The organism is Paenibacillus cisolokensis, assembly GCF_018403665.1.
GTDB classification, from domain to species: Bacteria; Bacillota; Bacilli; order Paenibacillales; family Paenibacillaceae; genus Paenibacillus_AH; species Paenibacillus_AH cisolokensis.
The window spans coordinates 1-20,760 of the sequence record NZ_BOVJ01000165.1 but is presented as its reverse complement, the minus strand read 5'-3'; the positions used below and the strand labels follow the sequence as shown (position 1 = coordinate 20,760).

Sequence of the window (20,760 nt, the reverse complement as noted above, 5' to 3'; positions counted from 1 at the left end):
CTTAATGCACTTCCTTTCGCTTTTTTGCCCATTCCATCATAAGCAGGAGCAAGGCCGAGAACGCTGCAAGCACGAGCGCAACGCCATTTGCCGCGGCAACGTTGAAATTTTCGACATCCTGGTAGACGAGCGTCGTTGCCGTCTGCGTTTTGTTAATAATATTGCCCGAAACGACAAGCACCGCGCCGAATTCGCCGAGCGAGCGGGCGACAGTCAGCACGACGCCGTAGATGACGCCCCAACGGATGGACGGCCAGGTGACGCGCCAGAACGTATACCATGGGTAGGCGCCGAGCGTCGACGCCGCTTCTTCCTGCTGCGCGCCGATTTCCTGCAGCACCGGCATCACCTCGCGGACCATAATCGGAAACGTCACGAACAGCGTCGCCAGAGTCATGCCCGGCAGGGCATAAACCACTTTGAAGCCGGCGCCTTCGAGCAGAGCGCCGATGACGGTATTCGGTCCGAGCAGCAGCACGATCATCAGTCCGCCGATTACCGGCGATACGGCGAAAGGCAGATCGACCAGGCTGTTCAGCAGCCGCTTCAGCTTTTGTCCGATCCAATCCGCCCTGACAAGGTACAAGGCCAGCATGACGCCGAACACGGTATTAATCGCCGTTACGATGATAACAATAATGACGGTCATCATAAGCGCGTGCAGCGCTTCCGGCCGGTCAGCCCTTCGATAAAGCCGCTCCAGCCGTCGGCCCACGCTCCGCTGAAAATTTTGACGAGCGGGACGGCCAATAGCAGCACGATGACGGCATAGGTCAGCGCAATCCACAGCCGTCTCATCGGTTAGTCCTCCTGCCTTGCACGTAGTTCACGATCCACAGAATGGCAAAGGACAGCGTCAGCAGTATAATCGAGACGGCCGCCGCCCCTTGCGGGTTGTCGCTTTCGATTTCGCCGAATATATAGACCGAAGCGACCAGCGTCTTGCCCGGAATATTGCCCGCGATCAGCACGACCGCGCCGAATTCCGCAAGCGCCCGGGAGAAGGCGAGCATCGCGCCGCTCAATATGCCCGGCAGCATCGACGGGAAGATGACGCGGAAGAACGTTCTGGCCTTCGACGCGCCGAGCGTATAAGCAGCTTCCTCCTCCGAGGCATCGATCTCTTCGAGCAGCGGCTGCACGGCGCGAATGACAAAAGGAAACGTCACGAACAGCATCGCGATGACGATCGCCGGTTCATGAAATACGATATCGATACCGGCTTTCCCCGCCCACTCCCCGACGAAGCTGCCCGGACCGAGCAGCAGCAGGATCATGAGCCCGGTGACCGCCGTCGGCAAGGCGAACGGAAGATCCACCAGACTGTTCAGCAGCCGCCGGCCCGGAAAGCGATAGCGGACAAGCACCCAGCCGACCATCGTCCCTAGCGCCATATTGAGGATGGTCGCGATGACCGCGAGCTTGAGCGTCAGCAAAACGGCCTTCCAGGCCAGCGGATTGCTTACGCTGTCCCAAAACGGCCGCAAACCGAGCGAAAACGACTGCACATAAATACCGGTGATTGGCAATACGATCAATATAACGAAATAGAGCATGATGGCGCTGCGAAATCCGAAGCTCCACCATCGACTGTTCAGCCTGACGTTCACGACCTGGTAAACCCCCTAAAGATCTGCATCCGATATCGATCGGAACATGCGAAAAACTACTTCATAATTCCTATTTAGTTACTTGGTATTGATAATGTAACAAAAGAAGGGCTATTCCGTCAATCGGCAAATTAGCCTTTTTGATCGTTCCAATAGGTATTTCTAATATATGCAAAGAAAAATGGGCTGCGCCTCCGAATAAGCTTATTCGGAATGCTTTCAGCCCATCTGTTGTCGAAGCCGCCCGGAACGGGCGCCTTTTTATTCGCCCTCGATCTTGTACACGGTGCCGCCTGCCTCGATCTCCGCCTGTCCTTGCGTCAGGTCGGTCATCCAGGCGATGAACGCCTCCGCCTGCGGCTCTTCCGGCAAGCAGACGATCGTCACACGGTCGGTAAATTCGGTGCCGTCTATCCGGTAGCCCCGGCCGTGCAGCTCATTCTCCACTTTGCCGTACCACGTATAATCGACGGTCACCTTGACTTCCCTGTGCTTCACCTTGACGATCGGTCCGGCGGCTTCGATGCCCGCCACCGCCCCGTCCGTATAGGCGCGGATCAGACCGCCCGCGCCGAGCAGGATGCCGCCGAAATAGCGGGTGACCACGACGACGACATTTTTCAATCCCTGATTTTTGATCACTTCGAGAATCGGCTTGCCGGCCGTTCCGCTCGGCTCCCCGTCATCGGACTGCTTCTGAAATTCGTCGCGCTCTCCGACGACGTAGGCGGAACAGTTGTGCGTCGCGTTCCAGTGCAGCTTCTTGATCTCTTCGATGAACGCGACCGCTTCCTCCTCCGTTTGGACCGGCTTGGCGTGGCCGATGAAACGGGATTTGCGGATGACGATTTCCCGGCTGCCCTGCGCCCGAAGCGTCTTGTACCGATTCAGTTCCATCAACGCGAACCCCGCGAACCCCGATTAGAGACGCGCTTCCAGCGCGGCCTTTTCCTTCTCGTACCCCGGCTTGCCGAGGAGCGCGAACATGTTTTCTTGTAAGCCTCCACACCCGGTTGGTCGAACGGATTGACGCCGAGCAAATATCCGCTGATGCCGCATGCCTTTTCGAAGAAATAAACGAGATAGCCGAACGTGTAAGGCGTCAAATCCGCGATATTCACGACCAGATTCGGCACTTGGCCGTCCGTGTGCGCGAGCAGCGTGCCCTCGAACGCCTTTTTGTTGACAAAATCCATCGTGCGGCCGGCGAGAAAGTTCAAGCCGTCGAGATCGTCCGGGTCTTCGGCGATCGTAATCTGTTCGGGCACTTCGCCGACCTGAATGACGGTTTCGAACAGATTGCGGGTCCCTTCCTGAATGAACTGACCCATCGAGTGCAGATCGGTTGAGAAATCGACGGATGCCGGGTAAATCCCTTTATGGTCTTTCCCTTCGCTCTCCCCGTACAGCTGCTTCCACCATTCGGAGAAGAAATGCAGCGACGGCTCGTAATTGACGAGAATTTCCGTCGTTTTGCCTTTACGGTACAGCGCGTTGCGAACGGCCGCGTACTGATAGCTTTCGTTCTCGGCCAGATTCGGATTCGCATACTCGGCGGCGGCGTCAGCCGCGCCCTTCATCATCGCGTCGATGTCGATCCCCGCGACGGCGATCGGCAGCAGGCCGACGGCGGTCAGCACCGAGTAGCGGCCGCCGACGTCGTCCGGAATGACGAACGATTCGTAGCCTTCCTCGGTCGCCAGCTTCTTCAGCGCGCCGCGCGCCTTGTCCGTCGTCGCATAGATGCGTTTGCGCGCTTCTTCCTTCCCGTACTTCTTCTCCAGCTCGGCGCGGAAAATGCGGAAAGCGATGGCCGGCTCGGTCGTCGTGCCGGATTTGGAGATGACGTTGATCGACCAGTCCTTTCCTTCCAGCAGCTGCAGCAGATGGGCCACATACGTCGAGCTGATGTTGTTGCCGGCGAAAAATACTTGCGGCGTCTTGCGGCGGTCCTGCGGCAGCAGATTGTAGAAGGAATGCGAGAGCATCTCGATCGCGGCGCGCGCGCCGAGATAAGAGCCCCCGATGCCGATCACGACGAGCACGTCGGAATCGGACTGGATTTTGGCCGCCGCCTGCTTGATGCGGGCGAATTCTTCCTTATCGTAATTGGTCGGCAGATCGATCCAGCCGAGAAAATCGGAACCTGCGCCAGTGCCGTTGTGAAGCTGATCGTGCGCCGTGCGTACCGCATCGGCCAAATAATCGATTTCGTGCTGGCCGACGAACGTCAGCGCTTTGGAATAGTCGAAACGGACCGTTTTGCTCATGAATCGGTAAACCTCCTTCAATCCTGGGACTAGCAATAGAATAAAGGATTTATCCCGCGAAAACAAGGGAACAGCGGATCAGGGTGTGTTACAATAAAGACAGGCTTTGCCTGCCAACGCACAACAAAGCGATAAACCAGATATTACGAGGAGGGCTATCATGCAGCATATCGGATTTATCGGACTCGGAACCATGGGCGCGCCGATGGCGGCCAATCTGCTTCGCAAAGGGTATGCCGTCACCGTCTGGAACCGTACGGCCGCCAAGGCCGACGAGCTCGTCAGGCTCGGCGCCCGGAAAGCGGCGACTCCGGCGGAAGCGGCGCGCGCCGCAGACGCGGTCATCACAATGATCAGCAACGACGCCGCCATAGCCGAAGTATACGACGGAGACAACGGTGTGCTCGCTGGCGTTCGCGAAGGCGCCGTCATCTTCGACAGCAGCACGATTTCTCCGGAGCTGGCGCGGCGTCTGGCAGCCGACGCCCGGACGCGCGGCGCCGCGTTTTTCGACGCCCCCGTCACCGGCAGCAAGCCGGCGGCCGAGGACGGTACGCTCGTCTTCATGGTCGGCGGCGACGAAGCGACGCTCCGCAAGCATGAAAGCATACTGCTGGCCATGGGCCGCAAAGTGCTGTATATGGGCGAGAGCGGCAGCGGCGCCGTTGCGAAGCTCGCGCACAATGCCATTGTCGGCATCAACACGGTCGCCCTCGTGGAAGGGCTGGCCATTGCCGCGAGCGGCGGCATTAACGCCGCCCAGTTCATCGAGCTCGTCCAATCGGGCGGCGCCGGCAGCAAAATGGCCGATCTCAAAGGCCCGAAGCTGCTCGCCGAAGACTACAGCGTACAATTTTCACTCGGACTTATGCTCAAAGACCTTCGTCTTGCCTCCTCGTTGTCGGACAGCCTGAACGTGCCGACGCCGATGCTCGAAGCCGCCAAAAGCGTCATGCAGACCGGCCAGGCGCTCGGACTTGGCGACTTGGATCTGTCGGCCATTGCCAAAAGCTATGAGCAATGGACCGGCCGGAAGCTGAACGGCGGAGGCGGGGACAAGTAAGCGGCGGCGATCGCCGCCGCGTCCGCTCCCCCTATCCTTCCGAACGTAAAAGCTTCCGAATGCCTTGCGCGCAGCTGCCGCTGCGCGCCCCGACCGGCGCCGCGCCGGGCGCCGGTCTATTCTTTTATATAGGAACAGCAATAATCGGTTACGGCCGCCACCTGCAGCCTGAACTTCGAATTGGCCGGTACGACAAATTCGTCCCCGCCCTGAATATGCTTCCATTCCGTATCGCCCGGCAGCAGCACCTTCAGATCTCCCGCCAATATTTCCATCACTTCTTTGTCGCCCGTTCCGAACTCATATTCGCCGGGCAGCATAATGCCGAGCGTTTTTTCGTCCCGTCGGGGAACACAACGGTGCGGCTGGTAACTTTGCCGTCAAAATAAACGTTCGCTTGCTTGATGATCGTTACATTTTCGAATTGGGACATACCCGTTCTCCTCTCGTTCTCCGGTCATCGGGACGAAAAGCGGCCGGACGCTCTATGCAAGCCGCCAGCCGCGTATACCCGAATATCGTTTTGTTTTCTCTCTTACATCTCTTTACAGCAATGCCTTCACTTTCGCCACCACGTTCTCGACGGTGAAGCCGTATTCCTTCACCACGCGGTCGCCGGGCGCGGAAGCGCCGAACGTGTCGATGCCGAGCACATCGCCGGCTTCGCCGACATACCGCTCCCAGCCGAACGGATGCGCCATTTCGACCGCGAGCCGCGCTTTTACGTCAGGCAGCAGGACGGCGTCCTTGTACGACTGCTCCTGTTTGTCAAACAGATCCCAGCTCGGCATGCTGATGACGCGAACGGAGATGCCTTCTTCGGCCAATGCTTGCTGCGCCTTGATCGCCAGCGAAACTTCCGAACCGGTCGCGATAATTTGCGCCTGCGGCTTGCCGTCCGCCGCATCGGACAGGACGTATGCGCCGCGGGCAACGCCTTCGCGCGCCTGCTCCGCCGTTCCTTCGAGCACCGGCAGATTTTGGCGCGTCAGGACGAGCGCAACCGGATTCGATTGGTTCTGCACCGCATAAGCCCATGCGGCGGACGTCTCGTTCGCATCGGCCGGGCGGATGACGGTAAGCCCCGGAATGACCCGAATCGACGCCAGCTGCTCGATCGGCTCGTGCGTCGGACCGTCCTCGCCCACCGCGATGCTGTCATGCGTCAGCACGTAGACAACCGGCTGCTTCATCAGCGCTGCCAGCCGGACGGCCGGCCGCAAGTAGTCGGTGAACACGAAGAACGTGCCGCCGTAAACTTTGATCCCGCCGTGCAGGCTGATGCCGTTCATCGCGGCGGCCATGCCGAATTCGCGCACGCCGAAGTAGATGTTCCGACCTTCGTAGCTGCCCGGCTTGAACACCGGCAACCCTTTCAGATGCGTCATCGTCGAGCTTTCCAGATCGGCGGAGCCGCCGGCAAGATGCGGAACGTTCGCCGCCAGCCCGTTCAGCGCATTGCCGGATGCGACGCGCGTCGACAGCGGTTTGTCCGACGGCGAGTATACCGGCAGCGCGGCATCCCAGCCTTCCGGCAGTTCGCCGTTTACGGCGCGCTCGAACTGCGCCGCAAGTTCCGGATAGGCCTCTTTGTACTTCGCGAACAGCTCGTCCCACTCCGCATTCGCCTGTTCGCCGGCGCGCTTCACTTCGGCGAAATGGCGGCGCACCTCGTCCGGCACATGGAACGGCTCTTCGGCTGTCCAGCCGTAAGCCTGTTTCGTCAGCGCCGCCTCATCCGGACCGAGCGGCGAACCGTGCGGACCGGCATGCCCGCCTTTGCCCGCCTTGTTCGGGCTGCCGTAGCCGATAATCGTCTTGACCTCGATCAGCGTCGGACGTTCCGTTTCGGCTTTCGCTTCGGCGATAGCTTTGGCCAGCGCATCCAGATCGTTGCCGTCCTCGACGCGCAGCACCTGCCAGTTGTAGCCTTCGAAACGCTTCTGTACGTTTTCCGAGAACGACAGGCTCAGCTCGCCGTCGAGCGAAATATCGTTCGAATCGTACAGCACGATCAGCTTGCCCAGCTTCAGATGGCCGGCCAGCGACGCCGCCTCGGTAGAGATGCCTTCCATCATATCGCCGTCGCCGCAGATGACGTACGTATAGTGATCGATCAGATTATAGCCTTCCTTGTTGTATACGGCGGCCAAATGCGCTTCCGCCATCGCCATGCCGACCGACATGCCGAGTCCCTGGCCGAGCGGTCCCGTCGTCGCGTCGACCCCTGCGGTATGCCCGAATTCCGGATGGCCGGGCGTCTTCGATCCCCATTGGCGGAAATTTTTCAGTTCTTCGAGCGGCAGATCGTAGCCCGACAGATGCAGCAGGCTGTAGAGCAGCATGGAGCCGTGACCGGCCGACAGGACGAAGCGGTCGCGATTGATCCAGCCCGGATTGGACGGATTATGCTTCATCTCTTTGGCAAAAAGCTGATAGCCCATCGGCGCGGCGCCCATCGGCATGCCCGGGTGCCCCGATTTCGCCTTTTCGATCGCATCGATCGCAAGCGTGCGGATCGTATCGATGGAAAGCTGGTCAATCGATTTTTGCGTTACGGTCATCACAAGTTTCCTCCTAGAAATTATATCTTGCCGTGACTGTTCGCTTTATGTCTGGTTTTCGCGAAAGTTGGCGCTGGTGCCAGTGCCAGATGGCTTTCAAATATTGTACCATTCCCTTTATCCGTTTTCCACGTAAAAAAAGACCGGGCCTCCGGCAAATACCGCCGGCACCCGGCCATTTGTTCCCTTCGAACGGACAGCCGTCCCCGGATAAAACGCGCCGGACGGCAACGAAAGCCGCTTCCGCTGTCAGTTGAACACGACGGTTTTATTCTGATGGACGAGAATGCGGTCCTCCGTATGCCATTTGACGGCGCGGGCCAGCACGATCCGTTCGATCGTCCGGCCGATCCGCTTCAGATCCTCCACATTGTCGCGATGCGTCACCCGCTGCACGTCCTGCTCGATAATCGGGCCGCCGTCAAGCTCCTCGGTGACATAGTGGGCCGTCGCGCCGATCAGCTTGACCCCCCGCTGATACGCCTGCTGGTAAGGCTTCCCTCCGACGAATGCGGGCAGGAACGAATGATGGATATTAATAATGCGGTTCGGAAACTGCTCGATAAACTTCGGCGAAATAATCTGCATATACCGGGCAAGCACGATCAGGTCCGCTTTTCCGCTCACGGCCTCAAGCTGCTTGCGTTCCGCTTCCGGCTTCGTTTCGGGCGTCACCGGGATATGAATATACGGAATGCCGAAGCTTTCCACCAGTTCCCGCATATCCGGGTGATTGCTGACGACCATGGCGATGTCGACATCGAGATCGCCGGCCTGCCACTGCCACAACAGCTCCAGCAGGCAATGATCTTCCTTGGAAACGAAAATCGCAAGACGCTTCTTGCGGCTGGCGCGGAACGTATGCCATTTCATGTCGAAACGGTCCGCCACCCGGGTGAAATCTTCCTGAATAACGGGCAGTTCCCGCTCCAGATCGGTCAGGTCGAATTCGAAGCGGATAAAGAACATGCCCCCTTCGGGATCCATCGTATACTGGTCCGACTGGACGATATTGGCGCCGTGCTCGTGCAGAAACTGCGAGACGGCCGCCACGATGCCCGGACGGTCCGGACACGAGATCAGCATTCTCGCGCGGTTTTTTTGTCTTCGCGTCGCTTGACCTGCTGCGTTTGATACGGGTTTTGCTGCATGAAATTTTACTTCCTTCCATTGGCAATAATAATATCGGTTTAGGCGTCAGGCGTTGACCAGCAGCTGCTTGCCGGCAAACCACGCCGTAATGCGGTGGTTGATCTCTTCCTCGCTCAGATCGGTCAGCACCTGATGCTCGACGACGAGATCGTAAAGCCGTTCCATCGGCTCGCGCGGGTCCGCCTTCTTCGCTTTGGCGTCGGATTTCAGCGTCTCCCAGGTGGAGAGCACAAAAACTTTCGGATCGATATCCTGTTTGCCGAAGAAATGATGCAGCCGTTCGACATGATCGAAGAACGACTCGCCGAACCGCTCCATCGCGTTGCCGCGCAGAAGGGCGATTTCCGCTTCGTACATCGGGCGCTGCTTCTTCGCATCTTTCCCGATCCACGGCGTCTCCAGAATGAACGGCCGTCCGGCCAGCGCCTCGTGATGCACGACCGCGTTGATCGTATCGAATCCGAGCCAGCCGGCGCCGATGGGAGCGTGCCGGTCCTTCGCCGCGCCGCGCGGATTTTTGCTGTCGTTCAGATGGACGACCGCCACCCGGTCAAGCCCGACGATCCGGTCGAATTCCTCCAGCACGCCGTCCAGATCGCCGATCAGATCGTAGCCGGCATCGTGCATATGGCATGTGTCCAGGCAGACCGTCAAACGGTCGTTTTGACGGACTTTATCGATTATCCGGGCGATTTCCTCGAACGTGCGGCCGATTTCCGTCCCTTTGCCGGCCATCGTTTCCAGCGCGATATTGACGTCCGTCTCGTCCGTTCCGTCCAGCACCTCGTTAAGTCCTTCGGCGATGCGGCCGATGCCGTACTCCGCATCCTTGTCCGTGTAGGCGCCGGGGTGAAGCACGATGTTGCGGACGCCGATATGATGCGTGCGGCGCACTTCTTCCTGCAGAAAACGAACCGCCAGCTCGAACGTGTCTTCCTTATAGGAGCCGAGGTTAATGATATATGGCGCGTGAACGACGATCTCCTCCACGCCCGATTTGGCCATCGCTTCCTTGCCTTCGGGAATATATAAGCTGTCGATCGGTTTGCGGCGCGTATTTTGCGGCGCTCCGGTATAAATCATGAACGTGGTTGAGCCGTAGGAATCGGCTTCCTGGGCCGCCGTGAGCAAACCCTTGTCCGAAAACGATACATGGGAGCCTATTTTCAACATCATCAATCGCCCCTTTCCTAGATACCTTCCTATTTTACAGGGAATATCGAAATAAATCTAGGAATACGCTATAATTCATATAGAGGTGAAAGCTGGATGAACGGAACCCCTAACTGGTTTATGTTTTTCATCTTGTTCTGGGCCGTCGTCATGGTCGGTTTTATGGCGATCGGCGGCTTTTTTATGTTTCGCAAATTTCTGAAGGTGCTGCCGCAGCGCGACGGAAAATCGAAGCTGGATTGGCAAAACTATTGGGTCGAACGGAGCCGGGGCATGTGGTCGGAAGATTCGAAAGCTTTTCTGGAGCAGCTTGTCTCTCCCGTTCCCAAAGCGTTTCGCGATATCGCCCGCCATTCGATCGCAGCCAAGATCGCGCAGGTGGCCGTCGAAAGCGGTTCGACCGAAGTGACGCGCGAGCATTGCATCAAAGGATACATTCTGGCGACGCCGAAACGCGATTACCGCAGTCTCAGGCAGTTTCTCGACAAACAGGGGATCGACTACAGCGCCTACCAGCATTTGTTCCAGCAAGAGAATCATGCCTGACGGACAGGCCCTTTGCTCCTTTCGTTTTCCGCAAAACGACGACGAACGATCCGATAAAGCTGGAACTTTCCGGGAGTATGGTTCGTCATAGAAAGCAGGAGGTGGTTGAAATGACAACAACCAAGAGAAAACATGCCAAAAAAATGCTGTCCGCGGCATCGGCTTTGCTGCTGGCGGCCATGCTCGCCACCGCTTGCGGCAGCACGAATAATGGCCAGGAGAACCGCGAACTGGGCGGAACGCCTCCAACCGAACAAAGCGACGAGACGTCCGGAATCTCGCAGGGAAGCGGCGGCGCAGTCGACGGTGACAGTGCCAATACCGGCGGCGGTTCCGACAGCAATGAAGGAGGAGCGGGGCAACCGTCGAGCGAACCTGGCGAAGGCGGCGGAGGCACGGTGGAGGAGCCGGGCGTAGCCGATCCCGACACGCCGGTATCGTCCGATGCGGACAGCGCCCCCGTCGTACAGCAAGCCGAAGGTATTTATAACGGCCAGATCGACGGCCATTCGGTGGAAATTGAGACGGCGAACGGTCCGGCCGCATTCCAGATCGAGGAGCAGCTTGCCGAGACGGTCGCCGCGCTGGAGCCGGACACGAAGATCCGGTACGAATATTATGAGAAAGAAGTCGACGGCGGAGAGGAATCGGTCAAGCAATTGTGGCTGACCAAAATCGAAGCCGTGCAATAATTCGCTCTGCTCAAGAAGCCGTGCAATCGCTCGCTCTGCGCAATGGATTTCTGAATCTCTGAATATATTCGTTCAATATAAACATATCGGAAATTGGCAAGTGAAATGAAGGACAAAGCGAAACGGGCAAGGAGGCGTGCGTGTCGCATGAAGGTCGCGATTGCCGGCGGAACCGGTTTTATCGGCTCGGCTTTGACGAATGCTCTGCTGGAACGCGGGGATGAAGTTTGGGTGATTACCCGGTCCCCGCGCAAAATAACTGGCGGCGAAACCCGGGAGAAGCTGCATGGCGTCACATGGGACGAGTGCGCCGCCCAGCCCGGCAAGCTGCAAGGTGTCGAAGCGGTTGTCAATCTGGCTGGCGAGACGATCAATCAGCGGTGGACGGCCGGGGCGAAGAAGCGCATCGTCGATTCCCGGCTGTTCGCCGCCCGGGAGATCGCACGGCTGGCCGAGCGGCTCGAGCCTCGCCCGCATACCGTCATCAATTCGTCCGGCGTCTCGATTTATGGAACCTCGGAAACGGAAACGTTCGATGAGGACAGCCCGGCGGTGGAGAGCGATTTCCTGTCGCGCGTGGCCGTGCGCTGGGAGGAGGCCGCCGGCGCCATTCCGGCCGGCCGGGTGATCCGGCTCCGCACCGGCGTCGTATTGGGGCGCGGCGGCGCGTTTCCGCTGATGGCGCTCCCTTACCGTTTGTTCGCCGGAGGACGTATCGGAAGCGGACGGCAGTGGATGTCGTGGATCCATATCGAGGACATGGTCCGGCTCATTCTGCATTGTCTGGACACGCCCGGCATTGCCGGGCCGGTGAACGCCACGTCGCCCGAGCCGGTCACGAACGACCGGTTCGGACGGGCGCTCGCCAAGGCGATGGGACGCCCGCACTGGCTTCCCGTGCCGGCTGCCGCGATGAAGGCGCTGCTCGGCGAAATGTCGACTCTGCTGCTCGACGGCCAGCGCGTCATTCCCCGCAAAGCATTGGAAACCGGTTTCCGGTTCCGCTTCCCCGATATTCAAAGCGCCGTCCATAACCTTGTCGGCCGTTGATTCAACCCGTTTTCAATTCATAGACAGGACCGCCGGTCCCGGCAAGCTGCAGGAGATCCCCTTCCCGCAGCTTGTATGTTTTATAGGGAATCATCGTCTCTCCGTTCAGCGTGCTGCCGTTGCGCGAGCCCATATCCTTCACGGTAACTTCCCCGTTCTTGTTCACCAGTTCCAGATGAATCCGCGAAATGCCCGGCGAGCGGTCGACAACCTGCACGCTGTCCTCCGCACGACCGATCCGTGTCAGTTCTCCTATGATCGGCAGCCGTTCCACCTGAAAACCGGTCTTGCGCTCCAGCCAATATGTACCGAGCGGTTCTCCGGATTGGCTGCGCGTACCGAGCCATTGCGTCGCATCGGCGGAAGCATCGGCCTTTTGCGCCACCCAGGAATGATCGGCAATCGTCTGCTCCGAGATCTCCGGTTCGGACGCTCGCCCTTGCCATGTTGCCGCGTCCTTCCATGCGAAATGTCCGGGCACCCGTTCCATTGGTCCCATTGGTCCCATTGGTCCCATTTGTCCCATTTGCTTCATTTGTTGCTTTTGTTGCTTTTGTTCCATCTGTTCCTTTTGTTCCATCTGTTCAAATTGTTTCATACGTTCCATTTGCCCCAGCTTGTCCGGATGTTCCAGCCATCCCGGCCGTTTCACTCGTTTCATCGGTCCCCGTTCCTGCGGGCCATATTCCGCCTTCCCGTTATTCCCTTGGCCATGCGCCGTCCCGTCACGTTCCGCCGGATCGCGCTCCGCCCAGTCATGTTTCAACAAGTCGTGTTCTATCAAATCACGCTTCATCAAGTCACGTTCCGTCGAGCCACGCTCCGCCGAATCATGTTCCGTCAAATCACGTTCCGTCAAGCCGCGCTCCGCCGAATCATGTTCCGTCAAATCACGTTCCGTCAAGCCGCGCTCCGCCAACTCCGCTCGCCTTGGCTCGCTTCGTTTTTCCGCCAAACGGCAGCCAGCAGTCCGAGGGTCGCGGCAGTCAGCAGGCCGGAAAACAGAAGACCGGTCCTGTCGGGCGCCGAACCGTATACGAACCGCCAAATGAAAGCAATGGCCAGCGCGGCAAGCGCAACGGCGACCGTTCGCTTGCTGCCGGACGATGCCTCCCGTTCGTTCTTTTCTTCGTCCGCATGCGGCGTTTCCTCGCCGGGAGGCCATCCGCCATTGCCGAAGTACGGCTTCGGCGTCCCGGACGGCCAGTCTTCATCGGTTGCAGCCACGTCAGCGGAGCCATGCAGCGACTCATAGCTTCCTTTCATCTTCGGCCGGCCTACGCCCCAGCCGTCCGACGCCCCGGTCCGCACATGCCTGCCGCTCTGCTCCGTATGCGCAGCCATAACCTGCAGCGTCTGACGCAGCCCGCTCCACGATTCGCCTCCTTCAAGCTCGCGCAGAATGCGTTGGTGGTCGATGCCGACCGGTTCCCGGACATAGGCCGTCCAGCGGACGGCCAGCGCCAGCAGTTCCCCCGCCTTTCCGCCTTTTTCCGGGTTCGGATCGTTCAGGGGCAAGTAAGCGATGCCGACATCGTCTACGGATTCTCCGACGAACAGGCAGTGTTCCTGCAGCAAACAGCCTTCCGGCCTCAGCATATAATGCTTGCAATCGTCAAGCGTCTCCACGATGGCGAGCAGCAGACGGTAATATTCCTCCGGCGTCAGCGGCTGAAGATGAAAGCGATGCGTGAGCAGCCGTTTGCCCGCCGTTTTGTAACGGAACGACACGCAGCCGTCCAGCTCGATCCACTCCATCGGCAGCAAGCGCGGAATCGAGTGGGCTTGAAGCATGTTCAGCTCGATCTCGTCCAGTTCGTTGCGGCGAATGCCGTTTTCCGCATCGACAATCATTTCATGTCCCCGGTTCATCGCAAAATCAATGCGTAGCGATTTCAATCCTTTCCCTCCTGCGCATATGTGATCACCACCATAGCGTAACCGCCGCCGGCGCGACCGCCAGCATAAACGGAAACTTCAGCCCTTGTGCCGCCCAGCCGTTCCACACTTCCTTCTTCATGCCGAGCCGGCCCGGCGCGATGAAGAGCGCGATGCCCGTCCATAGCCGCCGCGCAAACGGTCGGCTGGCGGCAATGACGATGCAGCCGATCGCCCCGGCGTACAGGATGGAGTACATAAGCAGTTGCGCGGTTTCATAAACGCCCAGCCAGGCTCCGAGCGCGCCGAACAGCTTCACGTCCCCTGCGCCGATCCCTTTCATCAGATGGAGAAGGAGAAGCGGAACGAAGCCCGCCGCCGCTCCCGCGAGCGCCGAACCCGCTCCGTTCCAGCCGGCGGTTGCCCCATGATAGCCGAGACCGAGCAGGAAACCGGCGCCTGTCAGCAAATTCGGAATCCGCATCGTACGTATATCGGTGACGAAAGCGGCGGCAATCAAAGCCGCAGCGCCCAGCGCGGCTGCGCTCATCGGCAAATCCCTCCTTATCCGTTATCCGGGGCCGTTCCGGATTTCGCTACGACAAAATGCATGGAAACGCTCGCCCCGGCGGCGTTTTTTACTGTCAGTTCCCAAACCCCCGGCGTCGTGTTGCCTGAAACATGCCATGTCCATTCGACCAATCCGTCCGCATTCGCGGCAGCATCGCCCAAATTTTCGCCTTGCTGCGTCCGCTTTTGTAGTTCACTTCGAGCGAGACCTGGCCGCCCGGCTCCGTTCTCGCGACGACGCGCGCTTTTCGGCCCGGCCTGAGCGGATTCGGTTCGATCGACACGATCTGCAGCGGCGCGCTTTGCCCTTCCTCCTGGCCGCCGCCGTACATCGCCGGCTGCGGGTCGCTTACCCAAACCCGCTCCGCCGCCGCTTCTTTCAGTACGATAGGCCGGTTAAGAAACGGAACTTTGATCGGAAATTCGTACGATACTTCCAATCGCAAATAAGCGTCCCGCCGATCGTTCAGATCGGGCAGCGAAAGCCGGCTCAACCGGACCCGCTCCGGCTCAAGCTCCGCCGCGTCGGCAAACCGCCGAATGAGCGGCTCGATCGCCTCCCTGCCGAGCTCCGTCGCCGCTAAATCCCGGGCCGGTCCCCAGTCTCCTTTCATCGCCGCCGATATGACGGAGCCGGCTGGCTCCGGCAGCCAGCCGGCGATTTCGGCAGCGGCGTCGGGCCAGTCCGCCATCGGCATGTTGACCGCCTCGTTATCGGAATCGGCCGCGTCCGCCGCCAGATAGGCGGCGTACATCGTCGCCGCCGCCTGACGCACCGTCTGCGAAACGGCGGACTGCAGCGCCATCTGCACGGCGGACAGCTTGACGACGCATACCAGGAAGAGGACAAGCAGCAGAAACAACGGCATCGCGAGCGACGCTTCCACCGAAATGCCGCCCTTTTCTCCCCGCAGCCCGTCAATAGGACCAGCCGATCGTTTTGGATGTCTCATATCGGTTTCCGGCAACCTTTCCTTCCAGTACTCCCAAACGGTTAACAGTTCTCATCAGGCCCGGCAAAAACCACAGATTGACCGAAGCCCGCACTTCTCCGGATACGCCTGCCGGGGTAAGCGACAAATCCGTTCCGGTATTCCGCTCGATAACGGCGATCATGCGCGAAAGCCGTCCGGCGTCGCCGCCGTGCAGAAGCATAAACAGGCGCAAATAATCGGCATACGTCAAACGTACCGGCACGTATTTGGAAAGCGGAGCGGCCCCTTCCCGGGCAAACGAAATCATGTCCTCCACCGCCATCTTCAACCCATACAACAGCGCAGCCGGCAAAATAAGGAGCGGATGCGCAAGCGACTTGTTCACGATCAGCCCTTCCATCGTCCGTATCGCCAACCGGAACGCGAACAATTCGCCGTATGCCGCAGCGATATTCGCGACCGGATCGTGAAACCCGTATAAAATATACTCCGCTTCCTGATTGCCAAGATTGAACGCTTCCGCCAGTCCTCCCGAATCCGCCGCAGCATCGTCCGCTTCTTCCCCCGGACCGGTTACCCCAAGGAAGCCTGTAAAGTTCCGGGGATCGAACGTCGAGAAGCGCTGGATCGTATATTCGCCTATATACAACGGGTCGCGAACATGCTCCAGCATGTCGGCCATACTGCCGAACAAGCCTTCCGACAGGCCGGCCGCATCTCCGGACATATCGCCCGCTTCTTCGGGCAGCCCCGCCGCTTCTGGCGGCGACCCTGCGGCCGCTTCGTTGAACGCGAGATTGCTGCGGTACGCCTGCTCCAGCAACCGGAACTCCTCCCGCTGCTCCTCCGTCCCGGGATCCGCCCGGAGCTGATGCAGAACGCCGCGCACCCGCTTCCACATCTCGTCGGCTTCGGCCTGTTTCCGTTTGGCCTCCCGGCTGACCTGCTTCGAGCTTTGCAGCGCCCGCTCGCGTGCCGCGATAACGGTACCCGGTCGAATATACTTCTCATAGAACCGGCCGTACGAAGCTTGAAGCCGGCGCGCTCCGTCATGCAGCGCCGAGCCGTCCCCGCCGTAGCCTCCCAGAGCCGCCGACACGCTGGATTGGAAAACGCCGGCCTCGGCGTAGAAGGATGCGTACTCGGCGGCCTGGCTTACGATCTCCTCCCGAAATTCGCCGAACCAGTCATCCGGCAGCAGCAGCTGGTCGACCGTATCCCGGATTTGCCGCAGATCGTCCTCCGCGCCGGCCGGAATCGACGCAGCGCCGCCTTGAACCGCGCTTTCGCCGAGCCGAACGAATCCGCTGTCACGCCCGGCGGCGGAAGTTCTTGCGCGGGCGACCGTTTCGCTCATCTCCCGGTTGATCTGACGGGCCAGCTCCAGCTCCTGCAGCGCCAGCGTCTCCATGCGCCGATGCGCCTGTTCCGCCTGCATACTCGACTGCCGCAGCTCCTGACTGACCGCTCGCGCCATCCGCTCGTACGCGGCAATTTCGGCGGCGTACACAGGCTCGGTTCCTTCCTCACGGCTCGCATCCGCTGCGATCCAGGCGGTATATTGCGCATAGCCTGCCGCGACGTCCTGCACGGTATCCCGCGAAAGGCCGGCCGTTCCCTGAAGCGGCAGCAGGCTGTCAAGATTGGCGTCCTTCGCCGCGTTCGCAGCCTCGCGCTGCGTTTCGATGGCGGCTGCCAAATGCTGCTCCCGCCGGTCGTACAGCTTCCGCAGCCGTTCCAGCAGATCGACGGCCGCCGCCGCTTCCTTCATCGCGCCCGACATCGGCTTGAGCTTCGACGCCAGCTCAAGCGTCAGATCGATGGGAGCCTTGTATTTCATCTCTTCCAGCACCTGGCGCCGAAACACGTCATGATCGCCGAGCACCTGCGACACGTTGGTGCCGTATTCGACAAGGCGTGCGTCGAGCAGGCGAAAATGGCCGCCGTCCGGCCCGTTCAGCCAGTCTTCCAGCACCGGACCCATAATTTCGTCATCCGGCGTACCGCCCCGGGCAAATAACCCGTACCGCTCGTACAGTCCCGCATCGTAAGCGGCAAGCACAGAGCGGACCGCCGCCCGCGTCGCGCCGTCCAGCTTGCGGTTGAAAGCGGCGATGCGCGAAAAATCGATCAGAAGCGAAGTAAACAGCAGCATGCCCGCAGTTATAATGATCAGGAACACAGTCACCGATCCTCGGTCGTTTCCCCCGCCGCCATTCTTCCCATAGCCGTCCTTCCCGCCGCTATTCTTCCCGCTATCGTTCCCTCCGACGCCGATCCGCCGGCCGTTCGCCTTTCGGTTCAGTGACGCTCCCCCCTCGCGCCGGGCAAGGACGAGAGCACTTCTCCCGCCTGTGTGCGACCTTCCGGCTTCCGGCCGAACTTGTTCACATAATAGCGGACAAGGTCGACGCTGCGAATGAATTCGACCGGATCCGCAACGACCGACGCCGCGCGCGTAGCAGGCTCGGCCTCAAGCCGGAACTTCGCCAAGGGCGAAGATTCCACAGGCTCGCGAAGTCTTATTTCCACCAGACGGAGGAGCCCTTCCCGTCCGTACCCGGCATCGCCTTCGTAGCCTGACGGCATCTGTCCGGCCGTCCTGAGCAGTTTGCGCGCCGGCAGCCGATCGTCTTCTCCCGGTTCCCCGGGTATCACAACGACGGTCTTCTCGGGCGCGTCCCCGATGCCGAATAACGACCGGAGCATGTCGTCATTGCCCAATCGCCAGTACAAGCCGTCATATTGTCCCGGCGGGGCAAGACCGCTCTTCGGATCGCGGCTGCTATTGTCCCAACCGAAAGCCGCTTGCTCCGCGGCCGCGGAAGCGGTGTAGTACAGCATAACGTTCTGATACATATACAGGCCGAAAAACAGCAGGACGAAAACGATCGTCAATATGACCGGCATCACCATCGCCGCTTCCAGCGCAAAGCTTCCGTCGTCGCGACGAAATCGGACGGCGAGACGGCAGCCGCGGTTAATCAAACACTTCATCGGCTTTATCGGAAGCTTTGCCCATCAAATCGTTGACCAGCTCGATAATCCAATCCTTGAACAGGAGAGCGATTATAATGAGCACCGCAATGATCAATATAATTTCCAGCGTCCCGATTCCGTCCTCCGCATGCCGAAACGATTGCGCACGCCGCTTGCATGCTTTCCACCATTTTCTCATCGAATACGTTCTCCTTCCGCAATCATGAAATCGATTTTTCGTGCAACCCGCCCGCTGCCATTACTTTTACGACATCAGCATCATCGCCGGGGCCGCCACAAGCACCATCATGACAAAAAGATGCCGACGAGCGGAAAAAGCAGCTTCGAGGACGCTTCTTCCCCTCTCGCTCTCGCCGCCGACTTGCGCTTCTCCCAGAGCGTATAGGACAGCTCGCGCAGCGCAAGAACGAATTGATCGCCGCCGCGGCGGTAATTGAGCAGCAGCACCGTCGTGAAAACGGCCACCTCGCGTACGCCGCAGCGCCGGTTGAACTGCTCGATCGCTTTGCCGAACGGCTCGCCGTTGCGCATCGCGCTTACCGCCCTGGCCCATTCGTCGTAAAGCGGATGACCGGCTTGCCGCAAACCGTCGCCGCAGCGCATGAGCGCGCTCTGCACCGTCTCGCCCGCGCCGACCAGCAGCATCAGCTTGCTCAGCATATCCGGCAGCGCCAGCACGATATCCTGCCTGCGCTTCTCCAGCCGGGCGGTCACGCCGTGAAAACGGACGGCCGGCAACAGCGCCGCAAGCACGACGCCCAGGCCGAGAATGGCCGTCTCCTCTCCGGCGGCGGCTATCGCCGCGCTGCCGGCCAGCGCCCCGTATCCGCTCCCGAACGCATGCGCGACAAAACGTTTCGTCCGCTCCAGCGTCCAGCCCTGTCCGTAAAGCACCAACAGTTGCTGATGGCGGCCGGCCAACCACAATGACATCCGTTCATATCCTCGGCAACTCTCCAGCGCCCACATAAAGGGCAAGGTCATGACATGCTCGTTCAGATCGAAACCGCCGGCCTTTGCCGGTTTCCCGGCTGCGGCCGCCTGCGTTCGTTGCGGCGGACGAGCAGCCGCTTGCGCAAGTTGCGGCGAACGAGCGGCGACCGCAAGCAGCACCCAGATGACGGCCAGCACAGCCGTCAACAACCAAGCGATAAGCCTCACCCCTTCCGCTAATCTCCTTTGGCCGCCGCACAGCATCATAACCGGATGCTCATAATGCGGATCATGGCCAAGCAGCAGGCCAAAATTACGGCCAAACCCGCCGTCAGCAGCACATAACCGAACCCGCCGTACAACGGCTCCATATAGTCGGGCGCTGCAAATCCGAGAAAAGCGAGAAATACGAACGGCACGGCCATCATCACGCGCGATTCGAACCGCTTGCGGGCAAGCATGACCGCAATTTCCTGCTGAACTTCAAGCTTGTCCCCGATCAGCTGCGACGTTCGCTTGATCACTTCCACAAGATCGCCGCCCACCCGCTTGCAGGTCGTGAAAACGTCGGCAAAATGGCTGATTTCATCGATCCTGGCGCGGTCGGCGAAATGGCGGAGAGCGCTCTCGAGCGGCTCGCCGTTCTCGAACCGGTGGCAAATCGCTGCAAACTCCCGCCGGATGTCGGTATGCGGATCGGGATAAAGCAGCGCGAGATCTTCCGTCGCCGCGAAGAAGGCATTTTCGACCGAGCGTCCGGCCGCAAGCGACGATGTGAGCGAAAATAACGCCTCCTTGAATTGCAGCCTCAGCCGTTCCTGGCGGCCGGCCTGCAGCGACCGGCGCCTGAAACGCGGAAAGAGCATGCCGGCCGGCGCAAACAATAGCGAGAGCGCGACCGACCGGTAGAATAAATAGGCTCCCGCAAACGCAAGCGCGCAGCCCGCCAGCGCAAGAAGCAAAACCGGCCGGCGCTCAGATGATATTCGCCGTAATCCGGAAGAGCTTCCCCGCCCCTGTCCTTCCCCGCGGCCCGCCGCTCCGGAAAGCTCAAGCCGAGCCAGTCGAGCCAGCGGTACACGGGCCGGCCGGAATTTTCCGCCCCCGCCGGTACGGCGGAATATACGGCTTCCCGCCGCGCAGCCGGCCGCTCTGCGGGGCCGGACCGCTTGACGGCGTTCATGACGCCACCCCGCTGTCGGCCCGCCGGAAGCCCGCCATCTCCAGCTTGCGCAGCCGTGTCATGGCGTTACCGGTAGGCCGCAGTCCGCCCGCGACTCCGCTCGGGCCTCGCCTTCGTCGACGAACAGATAGAGCGGGTTCA

The 20,760-nt window shown here is 60.0% G+C and carries 18 protein-coding genes and 3 pseudogenes; 4 read left to right on the top strand and 17 right to left on the bottom strand.

The window, feature by feature from the left end:
* Position 1: 1 nt before the first annotated feature.
* From PACILC2_RS21020 to PACILC2_RS21005, 4 genes and pseudogenes are all read right to left on the bottom strand, one after another.
* Positions 2 to 798, bottom strand: a pseudogene (locus PACILC2_RS21020) (sulfate ABC transporter permease subunit).
* Complete coding sequence (gene cysT, locus PACILC2_RS21015) at positions 795 to 1,610, bottom strand: sulfate ABC transporter permease subunit CysT (RefSeq protein ID WP_280515358.1); 816 nt, start codon at positions 1,608 to 1,610, stop codon at positions 795 to 797. The pseudogene PACILC2_RS21020 and the gene cysT overlap by 4 nt, the downstream one beginning before the upstream one ends.
* 261 nt (positions 1,611 to 1,871) lie before the next feature.
* Positions 1,872 to 2,507 carry a YigZ family protein gene (locus PACILC2_RS21010; protein WP_062495122.1) on the bottom strand — a complete coding sequence of 212 codons (636 nt, stop codon included), beginning with the start codon at positions 2,505 to 2,507 and terminating at the stop codon, positions 1,872 to 1,874.
* Between the two features lie 24 nt (positions 2,508 to 2,531).
* A pseudogene (locus PACILC2_RS21005) lies at positions 2,532 to 3,880 on the bottom strand (glucose-6-phosphate isomerase).
* A 160-nt stretch (positions 3,881 to 4,040) separates the two neighbouring features.
* On the opposite strand from PACILC2_RS21005, the gene PACILC2_RS21000 reads away from it, so the two are divergent.
* Positions 4,041 to 4,943, top strand: a complete 903-nt coding sequence (locus PACILC2_RS21000) for an NAD(P)-dependent oxidoreductase (protein WP_213530640.1) — start codon at positions 4,041 to 4,043, stop codon at positions 4,941 to 4,943.
* 116 nt (positions 4,944 to 5,059) lie between these two features.
* Here the strand turns inward: PACILC2_RS21000 and ppnP are convergent.
* From ppnP to PACILC2_RS20980, 4 genes and pseudogenes are all read right to left on the bottom strand, one after another.
* Positions 5,060 to 5,376: pseudogene (gene ppnP, locus PACILC2_RS20995) on the bottom strand (pyrimidine/purine nucleoside phosphorylase).
* Between the two features lie 112 nt (positions 5,377 to 5,488).
* Entirely contained in the window at positions 5,489 to 7,507 is a 2,019-nt protein-coding gene (gene tkt, locus PACILC2_RS20990) for a transketolase (protein WP_213530638.1), read from the bottom strand.
* A 249-nt stretch (positions 7,508 to 7,756) separates the two neighbouring features.
* Positions 7,757 to 8,593 (bottom strand): formyltetrahydrofolate deformylase, encoded by an 837-nt coding sequence (gene purU, locus PACILC2_RS20985; protein ID WP_213530636.1) that lies wholly within the window; start codon positions 8,591 to 8,593, stop codon positions 7,757 to 7,759.
* A 111-nt stretch (positions 8,594 to 8,704) separates the two neighbouring features.
* Positions 8,705 to 9,832: a deoxyribonuclease IV gene (locus PACILC2_RS20980; RefSeq protein ID WP_062497187.1), complete on the bottom strand. Its 1,128-nt coding sequence runs from the start codon at positions 9,830 to 9,832 to the stop codon at positions 8,705 to 8,707.
* A gap of 96 nt (positions 9,833 to 9,928) precedes the next feature.
* Between PACILC2_RS20980 and PACILC2_RS20975 the strand changes: the two genes are divergently transcribed.
* The 3 genes from PACILC2_RS20975 to PACILC2_RS20965 all read left to right on the top strand — a co-directional run bounded on the left by PACILC2_RS20975 (position 9,929) and on the right by PACILC2_RS20965 (position 12,120).
* On the top strand, positions 9,929 to 10,378 hold the full coding sequence (locus PACILC2_RS20975) for a DUF2621 domain-containing protein (RefSeq protein ID WP_062495133.1): 450 nt from the start codon (positions 9,929 to 9,931) through the stop codon (positions 10,376 to 10,378).
* A gap of 110 nt (positions 10,379 to 10,488) precedes the next feature.
* The gene (locus tag PACILC2_RS20970; RefSeq protein WP_213530634.1) at positions 10,489 to 11,070 is read left to right on the top strand and encodes a LytA/YqiH family protein; all 582 of its coding nucleotides are present in this window, start codon (positions 10,489 to 10,491) and stop codon (positions 11,068 to 11,070) included.
* Positions 11,071 to 11,217: 147 nt separating this feature from the next.
* A complete protein-coding gene (locus PACILC2_RS20965; protein WP_213530632.1) occupies positions 11,218 to 12,120 on the top strand; it encodes a TIGR01777 family oxidoreductase in 903 nt (300 codons plus the stop codon).
* A gap of 1 nt (position 12,121) precedes the next feature.
* Here the strand turns inward: PACILC2_RS20965 and PACILC2_RS29790 are convergent, their stop codons facing one another.
* The 9 genes from PACILC2_RS29790 to PACILC2_RS20920 all read right to left on the bottom strand — a co-directional run bounded on the left by PACILC2_RS29790 (position 12,122) and on the right by PACILC2_RS20920 (position 20,398).
* Complete coding sequence (locus PACILC2_RS29790; RefSeq protein ID WP_213530630.1) at positions 12,122 to 13,024, bottom strand: FHA domain-containing protein; 903 nt, start codon at positions 13,022 to 13,024, stop codon at positions 12,122 to 12,124.
* A complete protein-coding gene (locus PACILC2_RS20955; protein WP_213530628.1) occupies positions 13,021 to 14,019 on the bottom strand; it encodes a DUF6382 domain-containing protein in 999 nt (332 codons plus the stop codon). Before PACILC2_RS20955 ends, PACILC2_RS29790 begins: the two co-directional genes overlap by 4 nt.
* A 25-nt stretch (positions 14,020 to 14,044) precedes the next feature.
* Complete coding sequence (locus PACILC2_RS20950) at positions 14,045 to 14,548, bottom strand: A24 family peptidase (protein WP_062495140.1); 504 nt, start codon at positions 14,546 to 14,548, stop codon at positions 14,045 to 14,047.
* 94 nt (positions 14,549 to 14,642) lie between these two features.
* Positions 14,643 to 15,455, bottom strand: a complete 813-nt coding sequence (locus tag PACILC2_RS20945) for a hypothetical protein (RefSeq protein WP_213530626.1) — start codon at positions 15,453 to 15,455, stop codon at positions 14,643 to 14,645.
* 31 nt (positions 15,456 to 15,486) lie between these two features.
* A complete protein-coding gene (locus PACILC2_RS20940) occupies positions 15,487 to 17,685 on the bottom strand; it encodes a hypothetical protein (protein ID WP_213530624.1) in 2,199 nt (732 codons plus the stop codon).
* 119 nt (positions 17,686 to 17,804) lie between these two features.
* On the bottom strand, positions 17,805 to 18,491 hold the full coding sequence (locus PACILC2_RS20935) for a TadE/TadG family type IV pilus assembly protein (RefSeq protein WP_213530622.1): 687 nt from the start codon (positions 18,489 to 18,491) through the stop codon (positions 17,805 to 17,807).
* A complete protein-coding gene (locus tag PACILC2_RS20930; protein ID WP_213530620.1) occupies positions 18,484 to 18,681 on the bottom strand; it encodes a Flp1 family type IVb pilin in 198 nt (65 codons plus the stop codon). Before PACILC2_RS20930 ends, PACILC2_RS20935 begins: the two co-directional genes overlap by 8 nt.
* 107 nt (positions 18,682 to 18,788) lie before the next feature.
* Entirely contained in the window at positions 18,789 to 19,664 is an 876-nt protein-coding gene (locus PACILC2_RS20925; RefSeq protein WP_213530618.1) for a type II secretion system F family protein, read from the bottom strand.
* 35 nt (positions 19,665 to 19,699) lie between these two features.
* The gene (locus tag PACILC2_RS20920) at positions 19,700 to 20,398 is read right to left on the bottom strand and encodes a type II secretion system F family protein (protein WP_244863700.1); all 699 of its coding nucleotides are present in this window, start codon (positions 20,396 to 20,398) and stop codon (positions 19,700 to 19,702) included.
* Between the last annotated feature and the right edge of the window lie 362 nt (positions 20,399 to 20,760).